The sequence below is a fragment of the Variovorax restrictus genome (assembly GCF_051216715.1).
In the GTDB taxonomy this organism is placed as follows: Bacteria; Pseudomonadota; Gammaproteobacteria; order Burkholderiales; family Burkholderiaceae_C; genus Variovorax.
In genome coordinates this window covers 71,021-86,757 of the sequence record NZ_JBPJZH010000006.1, presented here as the reverse complement: position 1 = coordinate 86,757, position 15,737 = coordinate 71,021, and the positions used below count along the sequence as shown (strand labels likewise).

13 protein-coding genes are annotated in these 15,737 nt (G+C 60.0%); 10 read left to right on the top strand and 3 right to left on the bottom strand.

Annotation, left to right across the window (positions count from 1 at the left end; all coding sequences use genetic code 11):
• Positions 1-343 precede the first annotated feature (343 nt).
• Positions 344-1,270, top strand: coding sequence for a hypothetical protein (locus ACSFA0_RS23665; RefSeq protein WP_435452709.1), 927 nt, complete (start codon positions 344-346; stop codon positions 1,268-1,270).
• A gap of 8 nt (positions 1,271-1,278) precedes the next feature.
• Here the strand turns inward: ACSFA0_RS23665 and ACSFA0_RS23660 are convergent, their stop codons facing one another.
• From ACSFA0_RS23660 to ACSFA0_RS23650, 3 genes are all read right to left on the bottom strand, one after another.
• Positions 1,279-2,016, bottom strand: coding sequence for a hypothetical protein (locus ACSFA0_RS23660; RefSeq protein ID WP_435452708.1), 738 nt, complete (start codon positions 2,014-2,016; stop codon positions 1,279-1,281).
• Positions 2,017-2,036: 20 nt separating this feature from the next.
• The gene (locus ACSFA0_RS23655) at positions 2,037-2,834 is read right to left on the bottom strand and encodes an NYN domain-containing protein (protein WP_435452707.1); all 798 of its coding nucleotides are present in this window, start codon (positions 2,832-2,834) and stop codon (positions 2,037-2,039) included.
• 281 nt (positions 2,835-3,115) lie between these two features.
• Entirely contained in the window at positions 3,116-4,582 is a 1,467-nt protein-coding gene (locus tag ACSFA0_RS23650; protein WP_435452706.1) for a UvrD-helicase domain-containing protein, read from the bottom strand.
• Positions 4,583-4,683: 101 nt separating this feature from the next.
• Here ACSFA0_RS23650 and ACSFA0_RS23645 point away from each other — a divergent pair, with 101 nt between their 5' ends.
• The 9 genes from ACSFA0_RS23645 (at position 4,684) to ACSFA0_RS23605 (ending at position 15,583) form a co-directional block, all read left to right on the top strand.
• Entirely contained in the window at positions 4,684-5,619 is a 936-nt protein-coding gene (locus ACSFA0_RS23645) for a hypothetical protein (RefSeq protein WP_435452705.1), read from the top strand.
• Positions 5,607-6,329, top strand: coding sequence for an ADP-ribosyltransferase-containing protein (locus tag ACSFA0_RS23640; protein WP_435452704.1), 723 nt, complete (start codon positions 5,607-5,609; stop codon positions 6,327-6,329). Before ACSFA0_RS23645 ends, ACSFA0_RS23640 begins: the two co-directional genes overlap by 13 nt.
• 61 nt (positions 6,330-6,390) lie before the next feature.
• Positions 6,391-7,173 carry an ADP-ribosyltransferase-containing protein gene (locus ACSFA0_RS23635; RefSeq protein ID WP_435452703.1) on the top strand — a complete coding sequence of 261 codons (783 nt, stop codon included), beginning with the start codon at positions 6,391-6,393 and terminating at the stop codon, positions 7,171-7,173.
• A gap of 548 nt (positions 7,174-7,721) precedes the next feature.
• A complete protein-coding gene (locus ACSFA0_RS23630) occupies positions 7,722-8,585 on the top strand; it encodes an ADP-ribosyltransferase-containing protein (RefSeq protein ID WP_435452702.1) in 864 nt (287 codons plus the stop codon).
• A complete protein-coding gene (locus ACSFA0_RS23625; RefSeq protein ID WP_435452701.1) occupies positions 8,582-9,670 on the top strand; it encodes a hypothetical protein in 1,089 nt (362 codons plus the stop codon). Before ACSFA0_RS23630 ends, ACSFA0_RS23625 begins: the two co-directional genes overlap by 4 nt.
• 133 nt (positions 9,671-9,803) lie before the next feature.
• A complete protein-coding gene (locus tag ACSFA0_RS23620) occupies positions 9,804-10,730 on the top strand; it encodes a hypothetical protein (RefSeq protein WP_435452700.1) in 927 nt (308 codons plus the stop codon).
• 469 nt (positions 10,731-11,199) lie between these two features.
• The gene (locus ACSFA0_RS23615) at positions 11,200-13,392 is read left to right on the top strand and encodes an ATP-dependent helicase (RefSeq protein WP_435452699.1); all 2,193 of its coding nucleotides are present in this window, start codon (positions 11,200-11,202) and stop codon (positions 13,390-13,392) included.
• 123 nt (positions 13,393-13,515) lie between these two features.
• A complete protein-coding gene (locus ACSFA0_RS23610; RefSeq protein WP_435452698.1) occupies positions 13,516-14,091 on the top strand; it encodes an ankyrin repeat domain-containing protein in 576 nt (191 codons plus the stop codon).
• Positions 14,092-14,173: 82 nt separating this feature from the next.
• Positions 14,174-15,583 carry a TRM11 family methyltransferase gene (locus ACSFA0_RS23605; RefSeq protein ID WP_435452697.1) on the top strand — a complete coding sequence of 470 codons (1,410 nt, stop codon included), beginning with the start codon at positions 14,174-14,176 and terminating at the stop codon, positions 15,581-15,583.
• The last annotated feature ends 154 nt before the right edge of the window (positions 15,584-15,737 follow it).

Below are 15,737 nucleotides of genomic sequence, written 5' to 3'. Positions count from 1 at the left end.
CGACGCAAGCCGGCAACAGGCAGGCTGATTGAAAGCTAGGGTGCAGCTTGTTGGCGCCTGCCGGCGAGGCCTGTCACCTGATCCATCAGCAGTGAGCGTCAGCCCCACGCAACGTGCAAGCGGGTGTCGCAAATAAAATGTTTAGACGATTAATCCAATAATCGGATGATCTGGTATCATCGACACGTCGAATGATCTTAGGGCCGTAGAGACAGGAAGCTGTTGAGCTTCATCCTCACGGCCTCTGACGGGTGCGTCAGTGATCTCAGGTCATCGGGTTGCCCGGTTTCCGCGACGTCGATCAACATTTTCCCGACTGTTCGGGTTTTAGGGGCTAGATCAGATGCAAACCAACCACCTCGCCAGAGCCGTTGTACCCTTCGCAACCGAAGTCATCGCTCCAAGCGTGACATTGGACTATCGTGAACGGCTGCCTCGTCGGGTCGCCTCTGACGACATCGTTCGGTTCTTTGCTGAAGGCGCGCCAGTCGCTACAACCGCGACAAGCGACGCCGCCGCCGGCGAGCCTCAGGTGGGGCCCGACGTTGCTGTCATCAGGTTTGTTGTGAATCGTGCCACGAAGGCTGCCATCGAGGCGGTTCTGACATGCGCCATGGACAACGCCCCGTACTGGCGGATGTTCTTCAAGGAAGGACTCGCGGAAGCTATCGCGGAAGAGCCGGAGTACGAGACCTTGTTCTTCAAGAAGCTGTGCGAGGGTGTCGGGCTGCCGTACTCAGCGGAGATCATTGACGAGTACCTCACAACATTGCCGCAGGAGCATAAAGAGCGATTCCTGGCAAGCGCTCTGAAACGAAAGACGCATCCCGCGGCACGCTCGTTCGTCGCGGCGGCTGAGGATACCCAGAGCGGCGCATTCCATTGCAAGATCGTTGAGACGTTCGCGAAGCATGGACTGCGCTTTGACGCCCTCGGCAGCGGCTTGTTGTCGGAACTCGAGGCGGCTGTTTTAGAAGGTCACGAGAAGTTCATCTATTCGATGCTTCCGCATTTCGAAACGCCACCTGCCGGGCTCCTCGTGGCAATCATGTCGCGGAGCAAGAACCCCGCAGACGTTGTGAATCTGCTCGTCAGCGCCTGCGGCCTTCCGCTGGCGGCATTTGCCGATCCCAAAATACTGGCCGAGGCGAAGCCATGTGCTCGCGACTATGTAGTCGGGCTGATGGCCCGCCAGGCCGCGCGCGAACTCGAAAGACCAGTTGTCGATTGCGACGACGAACAAGAGGCAGCCGACTTCGCTCAACAGTAGCCGCCGGCTCAGGGTCGCAGCGAACGTCCGCGTCCAGATGGGCCCAGAGCGAACAGATCACGCTGCTCTGCATCTTCGGAGGGTTCGATGTAGCGGGCGAGGTTTGTGGTGCTCGCCTCCAGCGTTTTCAGTGGCGGCATGAACCCGCCACGCGTCCCCTGCGTGCGCACAAAAGCCGCCGATACATGGAGCAGTTCTGGGGGAATCATGGCTTGCAGGGTCCGCAGCTGATCCGAGTCGCCGAGGTTGACGACGGGTATGTGGTGCTGCTCTGCGAGGACGATTGCTGTACGGGTGCCGCCAACGCGCGCGCCGCGCGGCGTCCAGCACACCATGAATGCAGATGGGGATCTCAGGTCTCGACCGAGCACCTGAGGCACATTGCGTGAGTGCGCTTTGCGACTGAAATCGTTGCATTGATTCCACGCTGGATGGACGCTCGATGCGATCGCCGTTGAACCTGGCGGAGGTTCGACCAGTGGGGAGGGATTCCCATTGAAGCCGCGGAACGGGAGCCAGATCTCCGTCGAGGGATGCCCGCCGCTCTCAAACGCAAGGTCGCTACCATCAGCGCCACCTGAACGCAGAATCAGCCCGCGTTCCCGTGCAAGGATTGCCCAGGCGCACATCAGTTCGCAGATCAGCCGCGGCGCATCGCGTGAACCCACTCCCGTGTAGGGTGTACCGGGTTCGAGCCCGTCGAAATAGCTCCTAAAGTCGAACCGGCTGCGTGCGCTGTGGGTCATGCTGCTTTGAGCGGGGTCTGTCATTGGGTGGGCGAGGCTCGGCCTAGCGCAGCGCCTGGAACGCTTTCAGGCCGGCCTACAGAGCTGACAAAGGCCACGGCGAGCGCGGCACGCTCTGCAGTACGGGCGCCGGCTGTGGTTGCCAGCGAGTTGTCCGCCGCTAGTCGAACCATCCTCGCTGCATCCAGATCGGCTCGGGCGCCAGGGAGTGCTGAGCTCTCTGCCGACCTTCGGCGGTGGTCTATCTTGTCCAGGTGTTGGTTGTAGAGCTGCTCGTCGATTGGCGCCCAACGCGTGCCGCGGATCCCCACGAACTTGCAGGTGGTGGCGGAAGGGTAGGCGCTGAAGACCTCGAGTTTGCGCCCGTCCTCTTCGGCGATTTGTCTGGCGTCCTTTGCCGCTTCAGCAAGGTCGTTATCCCTGCTGACGAGGAGTAACGCTTCACAGTCGCCACGAAGCGCATGCTTCACGCAGTCGAGAGCGATGCGTACGTCGACTCCCTTCTCACGCGCGATCATCGTCTTCCTGACACGCCCGTCGGGAAGCTGGTCCACTCTCTCGTGGTAGCGTAGGGGCGGGTTGAAAATCGTCACCCCCGCCGATGCAAGCGCGGAAAGTTTCCTCGACCAGAATGAGTGCCACCGAGGGTCATGCTGCGCACTGGGCATTCCAGTGTAGAGGGCTGCCTCTGCCAGCACATACCCTTCACGTTCGGCGAGAGCATTGGCAAGCCCCGCTACGTCGAAATTCGGCTCTCTGTGGCCGAAGACAGCCTTTGCGCTCATAAAGAGGTTTTGGCAGTCGAACAGCACGCGCATACGCCGCGCGGGTACTCTGTGAGAAGCCGGGCTCATGCAGTGAGCGCCCGCAAAAAGGAAAACGGCGTTAGACGCCGTTTTCGGAATCGCCTCGCTATGAGGCGATCAATGGAACAGGTGCGCGGCAAACAGTTGCCGGCCAGCCCGCAAACCGTCGCTAGTGCGGCGGCGACACAGCGCGATGTCAACCGACATGGCATTTGCCGTGGTGTCGAAATTCTACGGCCAAACTGGACGTCGTAGGTAAGGTAGAGCATCCGCATCACGTTTCCTGGTGCTGGTTACCGCGGGGCCAACGGGTTGATCCCGCTACGGCGGTCCGGCAACGGCTGGGCCCACGCCGGCTTCCCGTTGTGAAGGGAGCGCGAACGATCAATGTCCAGTAGCTTCTGGAGATCGGTAAACGGCGAGAGCGAGCGCCGCGCTCGTGTCAACGCGACATACACCGCGTGCACTTCCTCGTGCTCGGACGGATCGATCTTGCGCACTGCGCCATCGGCGCCAATCAAAGGCATGAAGTCGTCTGCCAGGCGCACTGAGTCGTGCTCCAGTCCCTTGGACTTGTGCGCGGTTGCAAGTTTGACGGTTGCGCCTGTGGTGTCCGAACCGCTGCCGGCGCGTATCAGAGAGACCATGTCGGGGACGGAGTGGCCATGACGTTTCACAGCGTTCACCAGGCCCTTCAACTCCTTATCGTCAACCACGACCGCATACTCATCGAGGGCATCGAAGGATCGGAAGGCCTTGAGGTACGGGCTCTGTACGAGCTGCTTCTGACCGGCGAAGAGGTTGTATGCATCTAGAACTTCCCCGATACGGTACCGCTCGATCCCGCCCACGAAGTCGACCGTGTGTCCGCGTGAAATCAGCCTCGCGGCTTCGTCAAACACCGTGCCGTTCGCACGAGCAATGAACATGTGCGGCTCCGTGACAGCAAACTGTCCAATCCGGGATCTATCCTGCGTCCCGGTAATAGGGTGGCGCGCCCCTTTTAAGTTCGAGAGAAGTGCGTTCGCGGCGTCAGCGATCCCCTGCCCAAACCGAAAGCTCTTAGTCAGGTGAAGGGTCTCGTCCGCGAGACAGTTCCGCATCGCGTTGACGGCGCCCCGGAACCCGTAAATGGCTTGCGATTCGTCGCCGACGTATACGCGGGCACAACTCTGCGCGGCGACCAGAGCCGCGGTTACGGGGTTGGCGTCTTGATACTCATCGAACAGAATGACATCCCAGGGCAGTTGCGGGCGCGACAAGCTGTAGAGCTTCAAGTACCCGTCGTGCACCATCCCAATGCGCGAATCAGTGGGGTCGCTCATCCGGGTCCACAAGGTCCGCGCGAGCGATGCGATGACCTCTGGTTCGAGCTTCGAATCGGGCACGATCTGCCGCGCGATCGCCGCCTCGTCGAAATCAGTGGCATCGGTCGAAAGGAATCGCGCAAGTGCTTGCAGTACCGCGTCCGCCACGTGCATGTTGAAGTCGCTGCCCCAATGAAGGTCGAGTGCTTCGGCGACTTCGTTTGCCCGGATCTTCGGGACCAAAAGGCCGGCGGCTTGATAAGGCACCCCGAAGAGGGGATACGCGAGCCCATGCGACGTTGCGCAGGTGACATTACCGCCGAACTTTTGCTCGGCATCACGCTTAATCGCACGGTTGAAAGCTAAGTACAGCGTTCTCGCCCGAGGGCGCGCGGCCGCCTTCGCGATCAAGCTCCATGTCTTGCCGGAGCCCGCGGCGGCATGTACCTTCAAGCGCACCGCTTTGCTAAATACGACTCGCTCTTGCTCGGAACTTAGGTGCATAGACACGCCGCCATGGCCGATTAACCAACGATGAGAGCTATGATAATCGGATGGACAAAACGCGCATTCCATCGGTTCCTGCTGAGCGCAGCAACGAGATTTCGTGCTCTTTCATCGATGAGGCGCTCGAGCAATGCGGCAAAACGCGATCTGTGTATGCCGACGCCATGCCGATTTCCGGAAGAGCCCTTGAGACGGGACTTGCATGGCTCGCTCAGGCAAAGCGGCTGACCCTAGATGTGCCACTCATACCCGCAGGCGACGAGGAGCGTAAAATCGCATCACTCGACCAGTATGGTGCAGGCCTTGATGCGCCATGGCAGGTCACCGCGATCGAATATGAGCATGGCGGGGTCTATGATGTCCGACAGGACTACACAAGAGCCTTATCAACCCGGCGAATCGCGTTGTGCGTAGTGATCCCTGATAGCCTGGCGCCCACGGAAAAGGCATCCCCGCTCGAGGTATCTTCAATCGAGTCGTCGTTGGGCGCACTGCTTGTGTGGCCGATTACCTATTTTGACGAGAAGCGTGAATGGGAATTCGCCCCTGGCGTCGTGATCGTTGACCGTGCGCAGGCGAGTCTGCAACTAGAGGCAGCTGCCAACCAGTTCCTGGCGCTTACGCGACTGTGCGACGCCAAACTGCGCCGGCTTTTCGGCGCTGCGCCTGAAGAGCCAGCGCTCATGATGCGCTACCAGCCCATGATGCCGGAGCTCTGTGCCAAGCTGGGTGAGGAGCACGCCGAAAAGATGATTCGCGAAAGCAGCTTAGATGCCCTGTGGGTTGTCCTCGGCACCTTTGGTGCGATGTCCTGCACGAACGTATTCATCAGACAAGAATCGCGCCGATTGACTCTAAACGCGGGCCAGGGTGCACGCATCGCACTCGACCCTTTTAGGGGTCATCGCGCACTGCGCTGGAATGGGCGCAGCCGTTGGCTTCAAGCAGGCCGCCTGCCCGTCGGGACGGGATGCTCGCAGTGACAGAGGCTTCAGTGTGCAGTGCCGGAGCATCCGCTTCATCGAGGCCGACCTCTGGTAAACAGGTCCCGAGTTCACAGGAGCAGGACGCCTCCGATCGTGAGCAAAATTTTCGCCGCTGGTTTCAGGGCAGTGCTGTCGTTGACCGATGGGGTAGGCCTCTTCGCGTCTTTCATGCCACCGATACTCTGTTCGACTCGTTCGAGCTCACTTACGACATTGGGTTTCACTTTGGCTCTACGGAAGCTGCCAACCGTCGGATCAAGCAGGCGGAGTTGGTAGATGATGCGCACATCCTCCCCGTCTACCTGTGCCTTCGCTCCCCATTGCGGGTAGACGATCTCCACACCTGGGGGCCCCGCGACGTAGCTTGTGAACTAGCCCGGCGTGGCGTCATCAGCGACGAGCAGGCCTGGGAAGCTGAACTCGTAGATCGGAGCCAGGTGGCCTGCTGGCTGGCTGCAGCTGGGCACGACGGGCTTTGCTATGCGAATGAGACGGAGGGCGGAGGTCTGTCTTTCATCGCGTTCCACGCGACCCAAATTAAGAGTGCGCTCGCGAATAGCGGTGCGTTTGCGACCCTGGACACCCGATTTTGCGATCGCGACCTCCTGGGCGGATCCGTTGCGATCGACGAAACTGGCCCCGCGCGGCGCGCTATGGCATTTCTGGAACGTGATGAAATCGGCGCTCACGCTGCTTTCAAACCATAACGGGCCATCAAGCTTCTTCGTCGAAAATCGCGCGTTTTGCTGGCTCCGCTGAAAATGCAGCATGAATTTGGTCACCGCAGTAGTTAACCCTCCGGCAACGCATTCCGTTGGAGCGCTGAGCACGAGGAACATCGAGACAGCCAGCACTCCCGTGACGCAGTTCGCGCTTAGCAGATTTGGCGAGGCTTGTGCTGTCGATGGCACCAAACAAGCAGTCAACTTTTGCAACTGGTTTGGCATAAGCCAGTGTGTGGATGACGATGGTATGCCCAAGATGATGTACCACGGCAGCACTGTCTGGGAAGCGCGCGGAACCAGTCTTGGGGATTTCGACGCCTTCGACCGGATGGCGTCAGTCGAGCGCGTCCGAAGGCGACCCAGCATAGACGTCGTAGGATCTTGGTTCTCGTCGCGCTCAGACGCATCTGGTGCTGACCGTTATGCGTGCGGGGGTGTGATTTACCCGGTGTACCTGATGATCGCAGATCCGTGGGTAACTACTTTCGCTGGCATGACCCGGCGCGCGCGCGCGTTCGGGGGCATTACGGAAGGCGCGCCACTTACACTGGCAGCCGTCGATGCATTGCGATACTGGCTTGTTGAGACGGGCCGCGATGGGATTCGGATTCGCCACGACGAACGTTCCGAGTCAACTGAGTTTCGTGATCAGGACGTGTGGATCGCGCTCGAGCCCACGCAGATCAAATCCGCGCTCTCGAACGCAGGAACCTACTGCCGCACAGACCCTGGAATGAGCGATCCTCTCGCGAGGAACGCTGCAGCCGCACGCGCCGCATTGGGGTTCTTGTCCGTATGTGCTCGGGGGCCTCAGCCCGATGTATGAGATTGACTACTCAGCGCTTTACGCTGCGCGGGGCGGCCTTGCTGATGGGGCCAAGCTCCTAAGTCGAAGCGAGGCTATGAGTTATCTCGGGGACGCGTGGTGGGGAGGCAAACATATGGGCGAGCGCCGCATCGACCACGACTACCTGCCTGCGGACTGCGACGAGGCAGTGCTCGCCCGCATCCCTTTGGTGTGGGTTCGGCCAAACGAAGCTGGTAGCCGGTACGATGGAACAGTTACGCTAGATCGGGCAATCGCATATGCGAGCGCGCCAATCGTGGCGCCGATACATCTGCTTTTTTCAAGACGCGCCGTCAGGAATGGTGCGAATCACGCAGCTGTGTCTGATGGTGGCCATCGAGTTACCGCGGCTCGAATTCGGGGTGAAGTCGATGTAGCAGCGATCCTGACACGACAGGACTATGAGCGACTGGTTTCCCACAGATGCTCGGTCGACGTGGCCCAACGCGCGTGCCAGGCGGTGGCTTTTGCCGCTCAGCAATCGGCCGTTTCAAGTGTGCGACTCCCATCGCATCGAGCATGAACCTATGGAAAATCCAGAAACGCTCATGAAGGACAGTGATCCCCGCCATGCGCCAGACGGCTCTTTGGTTAGTGAGAACTTTGCCCGCTGGTTCGGCAAAAGTGTGATGCGTGATGCCAAGGGGCGGCCGAAAGTCTTTCATCACGGAACGGGGAATCGAGCGGCAGTGCTCGAGCATGGCTTCTCCTACGACTACATGGGCCTTGGTTCTGATGCCTACGGTCCGGGCATCTATTTCACGGACGCAGTGGCAACTGCCACAGGCTACACGACCAGGCGTTTGGACGAGTCGCTTAAGAAGATTGGTGGTGAAGATAGCCCTGGGGTGCTGGATGTGTTCCTTTCCGTCAGCAATCCGATCATCACGCGTGATGAGGATTCGTGGACCGAACGGTTGCCCGACCTTGGCATTGGGGCTGCGCGCAAGATGATCCTCTCTGCCCCTGGAATCCGCGAGCGAGATGGTCCGCTTGCGCAGAGCTGGTGGGACACGACCACCCAAACCTTTGAGGCTGCGCTGCGGCAGGCTGAGAAGGCATATGCCGGTCCAGAGCACTACACCATCTTCAACGATTTCTATCGCCATCAGCCCCAGGCGTTCCTGACTGCATTGTGTGAGGTCACCGGACACGATGGCGTGATCCATCACTTTCCCTCAGGCGAGACCCATGCAGTCGCCTGGTTCCCCTGGCAAGTCAAGGCAGTGGATTTGAACAATGGTCTGTTCGACCGCGGTTGTGCGGACATCACCGATCGGAAATCAACTCGGTTGCAGGCAGTTCGGTTGGCAAGCCAAGCCTCCCGCGCTACTCGAGCGCTCCTGGCGATTGAGCGGGACTTGCGGTCACCCATCCAGCCGGCGCCGTGACCACCGCCAAGGCGCTGCCACTGATTGAGCTCGTGCCATCGCAATGCGAGGCTGGCGGACGATTCTATGGAATCGACTGCCTACGTGTTCCAGTTCACCTGGCGCCGCAACACATCCTGCATTGGGTCGCGGATTCCGCGATTGCATCTCTGAACGAAGGCTTTGCCAGGAACTTGGTAGACGGGTTGATCGAGCACGGCGCTGGCCTTGACTTGATGACGCGGATGAGAAGCCTGCATGGTCCAGCATTCAGCTCGCAGAAGGTCTGTGTTCTTTCCAGGTTTTCGAATTCAGACGCTGCTTCGCTCACGCGCGAGGACTGGACACTTAAGGCCAGTCGCGCAACTGCACTCGGAGCGGCGGTTTTGGCGATGAACCGTCCCGCGGTTCGTGTGATGCTCAGCGTGCTTACCTCCATGGGTGCATCGACGGATCCCGCCGCTCCCGCAGCCTCATTCTCGACCGCTGAAGGAATCACCGAGGTCAACACACTGATCGACCTCGCCGCGCGAATTCGCTCGCCGGTGATACTTCGCTCCTTGATCGAAGCGTTCGGCATGGGCCCCGGCACTCCGGAGCATGCGGACTGCCTAGGAGTTGCGCTCGGCTATGTTCTGCAGGATCACTTGCCGGAGACCTCGTTACCCTTGAATTCAGAGCGCAGCGAACTGCGCGCCGTAGTCCTCACCCTGCTATCTGCCGGGGCTGCGCCGCCGGCTGAGGTATGGAAGGCTGGTGCCGTCGATGCTTCGTGGCTACTGAAGGTAGCGACCTTTGCCGACGCCACCAACTGCTCATCCGCAATCCGCCGTCTCGCGCTTGCAGGTTGGCCACTCGACGCAGTTGGTGCCGATGGGCTCAGTGCAATGCACTTTGCCTGTATCGAGTCAAACGGCGACGCTCTCGCGTGCCTTCTTGAGGCTGGAGCGGACACTCGGATCAAAGATCGTCGCGGCCGAACAGTGGCGCAAGTTGCTGAGGACGGATTTCCTACCATGCACGCACTGTTGCGCTCCTGGGAACTGCGGCGGGCGGCTCTGCGTACCTTATCGGCGTGGGACACGCCGCGCGGGGCGACACCGTAAGTAGCGATTCGACCAGGCGCAAAAGCCTCCGGCCGTCGGAAGTAAATCGGCGTCGGGGGCGGCCTGCCACCTGCGAATGGAATCTCGACGGCCTTACGATGGGAGCTCGAACAATCTTCTAGGCGATTCACGGATGAGATCATCCACCGCGTGCACTCGAACAGCCGATGTGTCGTCTCCGACCTGGAATGTCGTGAGGCGATTTGCGCTGGCTATGGTGCTGCTACTGCCTGTCGCAAGCCTGATCCCATCGCCCCTTGGGGCGACGTTATCGCGCGTCGCGACCCAGGTCACCGATTTTGCACGCCCGCTCGCGGAAGCAAGGGGAGGTTGGCTCGAAATCGACGTGATTCGCGACAGCTTCGCATCTCGCGCTGGCCAGGCCCTCGCTTTACACACGCAACAGCTTCTCTTTAGCGAGCGATCCGAGCCTGCAGCTACGGTCCTGGCTCAACTGCATTCACGCGAGGCCTTCCGTGCTTTATCGGGGGCACTGGCAGGTCACTGCACCGTCATCGCGAGCTCTGAAGCGAGCATTCTCCCGGAGCTTGAAGCCCTTATTGGCGCGCGAGAGGCAGCACTGCGACTGGCGGTGGCTCACGAGGCAGCGCACTGCCTGCGAAACCTGTCAGACGTTCGAAGCCGCGGCTTGGCGCAGGGGCTGTGGGTCGAAGCCAACCCCCTGGCGAACCAGCTCTTCGCGCGTTATTTGAACGAATCCTATGCTGACGCATTCTCTGTCGCCACGGCGGCCGCCCTCGACGCGGAAGGTAGCAAGGCGGTAGTGCGGAAAGTGGGTGAGCGTCTAGTTGCCTATCGGCTAGCGAGGCAGGGCGATCCTGCTTACCGTACCGAGGGAGCTGTCGCCGAGGCAGTACGGATGCTCGTATCGCGCGCTCCTGGGCCGCTCACTGTGCAGGAGGCGGATGCGATCGCCCTGCACAGTGCACTGGTAGGACGGAAGTCCTGGCTGGCGCACATGAGATGGACAGGTCATGACCTTTCGGACGGGTACCTCGTGCAGCTCCAATCCCTGCTGCACATGAATTCCGCGCGTTGATTCGCCGCTGTAGCCTAAATCCGCCATTTCTGCAAATCGGTCTAGGCAAACAGGTTTTGGTCACGTAGCATCGAGCCGTCGCGCGAATGACCCATGAGGGTTGGCGCCGAAGTCACACCCTGAACGATGCAAGGAACCCGAAATATGGCGGCCGACCTCCTACAAGAGCGAGCTAGTATCGAATCGTCCTCTTTTGCGGCAGTCGGCCAGCCCGTGCGTCCTGCCCTGCCCGGCCTTGAAGAACTCAAGCGAAAGGTGGATGAGATCGCCCGCGTTGAGCAGCCCGTCTACCAGCTGAGCCAAGAGGTCGGGTAGAGCCTTTTTAGCCGCACGGGCCACCCACCTCAGGTGGGCTTTTTTTTGCCTGTTCGTATGCGGGAGCCAAAACATGCTTTTGGGCGAATAAGCTTGGAACCGGTAGCATCCGCTTTATCTGAGCACCTATTGGGCTCGAAAGAAGCAGATTCGCATGATGACCCCGCATTCGACGCCGCCGCGCGCGCCAGGCTACTCCACGAAACCCACTGATCGCAACGGTGGCCTCACTCGACCTTTAGACGTCGAGGATCTGGGAGGAGCGGCTGCGCGTGTGCACGACCCGTTGGTGCGTGGCCTTAACCCTGAGCAGGCCAGCGCGGTCATCATGGACGACAAGTCCGCGATCATCCTTGCCGGGGCAGGATCTGGCAAGACGAAGGTGCTGACGACTCGAATCGCCTGGCTTCTGCGGGAGCAGCGGGCCACGCCCGAACAGATTCTCGCTGTCACTTTCACCAACAAGGCTGCCAAAGAGATGAAGCAGCGCCTCGGCACGATGGTGAGTTGCTCGGTCAAGGACATGTGGATCGGCACGTTCCATGGCTTGTGCCACAAGATGCTCCGCGAGAGCGCGCTGTTGGCTGGACTGCCGCAGAGTTTCGCCATCATGGACCCCGACGATCAGCTCGCGATGGTCAAGCGCATTCTTAAGGACGAGGTCACGAACGTTCCCGAGGACGTAGATGCCAAGAAGATCCTGAACTTCATCACTCACCACAAGGAATCGGGGCGCCGTTCGGGTCAGGTTCACGTGCGGGACCTGGAGTTCGACCGCTTCGCTGTTAGTTGCTACAGCATTTACGAGGGACTGTGCGCTAAGGAGGGCGTGGTCGACTTCTCCGAGCTGATGCTGCGTGTATCGGAGCTCATGAGCACAAACCGTGAGTTTGTCGAGAAATATGCGGGGCGATTCAGCCACATACACGTCGACGAGTTCCAGGACACGAACCTGATGCAGTATGAGTGGCTCAAGGTGCTCAAAGGTGCAAACGGAGTCATCTTTGCAGTCGGCGACGATGACCAGTCCATCTACTCGTTTCGGGGATCGAAGCCGGAGAACATGGCCCACTTCGTCTCGGATGTGGCGCGCGGGCACATCATCCGTCTCGAGCAAAATTACAGGTCGACCGGATCGATCCTGGCAGCTGCCAACGCGCTGATCGAAAAGAACAGTGGCCGGATGGGGAAGAACCTGTGGACGGCTGCCGGCGACGGCGAAAAGATGACGGTGATGCGTTTCGAAAACGACCTTGATGAGGCAGACGAGGTCGCTCGCACGCTGAAGGCGCAGATCGCCGCCGGCGTTGACCCTAGCGAGATGGCGATTCTGTACCGGTCGAACTATCAGTCGCGGGGCTATGAGCGCTCCCTTATGGCACATGGCGTCCCGTATGCCATCTACGGCGGCACGCGGTTCTACGAGCGCCTGGAGATCAAGAACGTTTTGGCATACATGCGACTGACCATCAATCTGGCGGACGACGGCGCATTTCGAAGGGTAGTGAACGTGCCCCCCAGGCAGATTGGTGAGGCGTCGATCGAGGTGATCAGCGATCTCGCGCGCTTGAACGAAGTCCCCATGCTGCAGGCGGGCGCGGAGCTGCTTGAAGGCCGACTGAGGGAGAAGGTGGGCGCCTTCGTCGAACTGCTTGCGGGATTGTTCGACTCCGTGGTTAGCAAGCCCTTGCCCGAGTTCATGGTGGACGTGCTGGAGCGTTCAGGGTTGCTCGAGCACTACTCAAAGAAGGAAGAAGACAAGGAGCGTGCGCAGAACGTACAGGAGATGGTCACGGCAGCCCATCGCTTCTGCGAGGAGAGCACTATGGAGGAAGCTCTGACGCGTCCGGCTATCGATCTCATTGACGACTTTCTTGCAAACGCATCACTTGAGTCCAACAGTGAGCTTGGCAAGGACTCGGAAAGTAAGCTGGGGAAGGCCAAGAAGGTGGCATCTGTCACCTTGATGACCGTCCATGCTGCCAAGGGCCTTGAGTTCAACACAGTGGTACTCGGTGGGGCGGAGGAGGGCGTCTTTCCGGTCGACAGGGCGATCGATGAGGGGAACGAGGACGAAGAACGTCGGCTGATGTACGTCCTCATCACGCGCGCGCGAGAGCGCCTTTATGTCACGCATGCGGAAACCCGCATGATTTACGGCCAGACGAAGGACCTGGGCCCGTCGCGGTTTCTTGACGAAGTGCCAGCCGCGCTTAAGAACATGGTCGAGTTCCCAAGCACGCGCGCTCCAGCTTCGCAGTTTGGCGAGAGTGAGTGGGGCAAGCCGAAATGGAGCGAGCAGCACGTCGACGCATCGTCCGGAAGGCGTCAAGCAGCGAAGATTTAATGGGTCACAGAATCAGTTTTCCAGCTCCGTTGTCCTAGTTCGCAGCAGCAGCGCCCATATACTGCATTGCTGCCGGATTTTTCCCGAACCTAGGCTCTTTTCCACCTGGGCGCGCATGAACAGATGGATTACAACGATTTATTGCTACTTGCCGCGAATACCGGCTACGCCGACGAGGTCCGGATGCTCCTTGAGCACATGGCGGATGGTGATCACGTCGACCTGGACGGACATGCAGTCGTTCACCTGGCCACGCTGTCCAATTGTGGCCTCGCAATCGCGCACTTGGCGGCAGCAGGTGTAAACCTTGAGGCGATGACGCCCGACGGCAGAACTGCCTTTCAGCTTGCGATTTCACTCGGGCGTTTCAGCGCTGCAGAGGCGCTGGCCGCAGCTGGCTGCAACATCGAGTTGCCGGGCCAGTGCAGCCTTCCGGCGCTCCACACGGCTGTAGTCCACGGCCGCGGTGTGTTGCTCGCGGCTCTCTTAGACAGCGATGGAGCGAACGTTCACGTGCGCGATAAAGATGGGCGCTCTGCGCTGGTGCTGGCCGCTGAGTGCGGAAATGAGCACGCACTCCGTATGCTGCTCGCTCGGGGCGCAGATGTTGCGGAGCTGCGGGGAGTGACCATGCGGCCGCGCACGCGGGCGGTCGTGGCAGCTTGGCGCGCTGCCCTCTTAATCGAAGAGCTGGTCTGAACTAGCTGGTGGGTCGGGGCCCAAATAAAGGGCAAAACGACAGGAAGGGGTACAGTTTGGCCATCTCGTCGTGAAAGCCATTATGTACGCCGCCAACGCACCCGCAGCTGAGCCGATTTACCACTTCGGTCAAGAGCACATCCCGGAACTTTTTCGAGGCCTCGTGTTGTTCTCGGCGAACCCCAAGGGACCGCGCCCGGATCCACGTACCCATCTCTGGATCGACCTTCCTTCCGAACTCGGGCGAGACGCGTCAAAGCACGCTGGAATCGACTGGGCCAAATTGGCACAGCAGTCGGCGACGCCCGCGGTCTACGTGGCCATCACTCCCGCATTGAAAGCCGCGATCGACAGTACTTCAATCTATGAGACGCACGGCGATGCGGTGTATTTGCGATGCGATTCGGGTGGCGCGCTCTCGATGCGCTACCAGCAGATCATCGGCGGACGTTTTCTGACCAAACCTGACGCCCAGGTTCTGCAGTCACTCGTGCACGAGGTCGCGCGCAGGATGCAGGAGAACCCGGACTTTACCCATCCGGTAGAGCGTTTCCGCCCCAGCGTCATCGAAGGCATGTACGGCTCAGTCGTGAAGCAGGGCGCTCGTATCAGTGCGCTGATCGGTCAAATCAGTGCCACGCTCCCGATGCCTGCGCCGCGATTGAAACTGGTGGCGGCCGGCCAGAAGGGCGCAGATGAGCCAGCGGTTGCCTCCGAGTTGCGTTTGCTGGTCAGCGATCCATCGAACCCTCAACATCTGCAACTGCCTGACAAGCATCTTCATTGCTACGCCGAGATCAAGAAGATGCTCCAGAAGGCGGGCGGCACTTACAACGCTCGGGGCTACTTCGCGTTTCCGGTGGGAATCGATCCGGTCATGGTTCTGCGAAGCCTGGTCGCCGGTGAGATGGTGAACGGAAAAAAGGACTTCCAGTTCTTCAGAACGGCGAGTGCGGACGTCAAGGACGTCTGCGATCGTGCTGGTTCGCTCGTGGGAAAGCGCGTGCTCGAACCCAGTGCCGGCGACGGTGCGCTGGCGGATGAAGCCCGAGCTCGTGGTGCGCAAGTGGTCTGCGTCGAAAACTGGGGTGTGAATGCTGCCAAACTGCGTGCTAAGGGATACGAGGTCATCGAGAAGGACTTCCTTGATCTCACGGTCGGAGACCTCGGGCTCTTCGATGCTGTCCTAGCGAACCCCCCGTGGGGTCAAGGCCGCGACATCGACCATATTCGGCACATGATGCAGTTCCTGGAGGAGGGCGGGGTACTAAGTGCGATCGCGTCCCAGAGCTGGATGCGCGGCACACAAAAGAAGCAACGTGCGTTCGCTGAGTTCCTGGAGCAAAACGGTGCTGAACTGAAGGAAATGCCTGCAGGCGCCTTTCGTGAAGCCGGGACGATGGTTGCGGGCTGCAAGATCAAGTTGATCAAGTCGCTCGATGCGAGCCTTGAGACGAACCCACTGCGCGCCAAGACGATGCGCATGGGCTGAACTGTGAAGCGCGGCGCACACCGGGACAGGGACCACACCCGCCGCCACCATCGAACGTTGGGTGGCCGGTATGTACTCGGCTTGCGGCGTCATGCGCAATGACCGTTTCTAGTGTCAGGCGACCTGGCCGCAACATTGCCGCTGCTACCGTCAG

Bases quoted from the DNA above. Each gene is read 5' to 3' on its own strand.
- ACSFA0_RS23610 (WP_435452698.1), top strand. From the start codon at position 13,516: ATGGATTACAACGATTTATTGCTACTTGCCGCGAATACCGGCTACGCC.
- ACSFA0_RS23630 (WP_435452702.1), top strand. From the start codon at position 7,722: ATGGAAAATCCAGAAACGCTCATGAAGGACAGTGATCCCCGCCATGCG.
- ACSFA0_RS23605 (WP_435452697.1), top strand. From the start codon at position 14,174: ATGTACGCCGCCAACGCACCCGCAGCTGAGCCGATTTACCACTTCGGT.
- ACSFA0_RS23665 (WP_435452709.1), top strand. From the start codon at position 344: ATGCAAACCAACCACCTCGCCAGAGCCGTTGTACCCTTCGCAACCGAA.
- ACSFA0_RS23640 (WP_435452704.1), top strand. From the start codon at position 5,607: ATGCTCGCAGTGACAGAGGCTTCAGTGTGCAGTGCCGGAGCATCCGCT.
- ACSFA0_RS23615 (WP_435452699.1), top strand. From the start codon at position 11,200: ATGATGACCCCGCATTCGACGCCGCCGCGCGCGCCAGGCTACTCCACG.
- ACSFA0_RS23655 (WP_435452707.1), bottom strand. From the start codon at position 2,834: ATGCGCGTGCTGTTCGACTGCCAAAACCTCTTTATGAGCGCAAAGGCT.
- ACSFA0_RS23635 (WP_435452703.1), top strand. From the start codon at position 6,391: ATGAATTTGGTCACCGCAGTAGTTAACCCTCCGGCAACGCATTCCGTT.
- ACSFA0_RS23620 (WP_435452700.1), top strand. From the start codon at position 9,804: ATGAGATCATCCACCGCGTGCACTCGAACAGCCGATGTGTCGTCTCCG.
- ACSFA0_RS23660 (WP_435452708.1), bottom strand. From the start codon at position 2,016: ATGACCCACAGCGCACGCAGCCGGTTCGACTTTAGGAGCTATTTCGAC.
- ACSFA0_RS23645 (WP_435452705.1), top strand. From the start codon at position 4,684: ATGGACAAAACGCGCATTCCATCGGTTCCTGCTGAGCGCAGCAACGAG.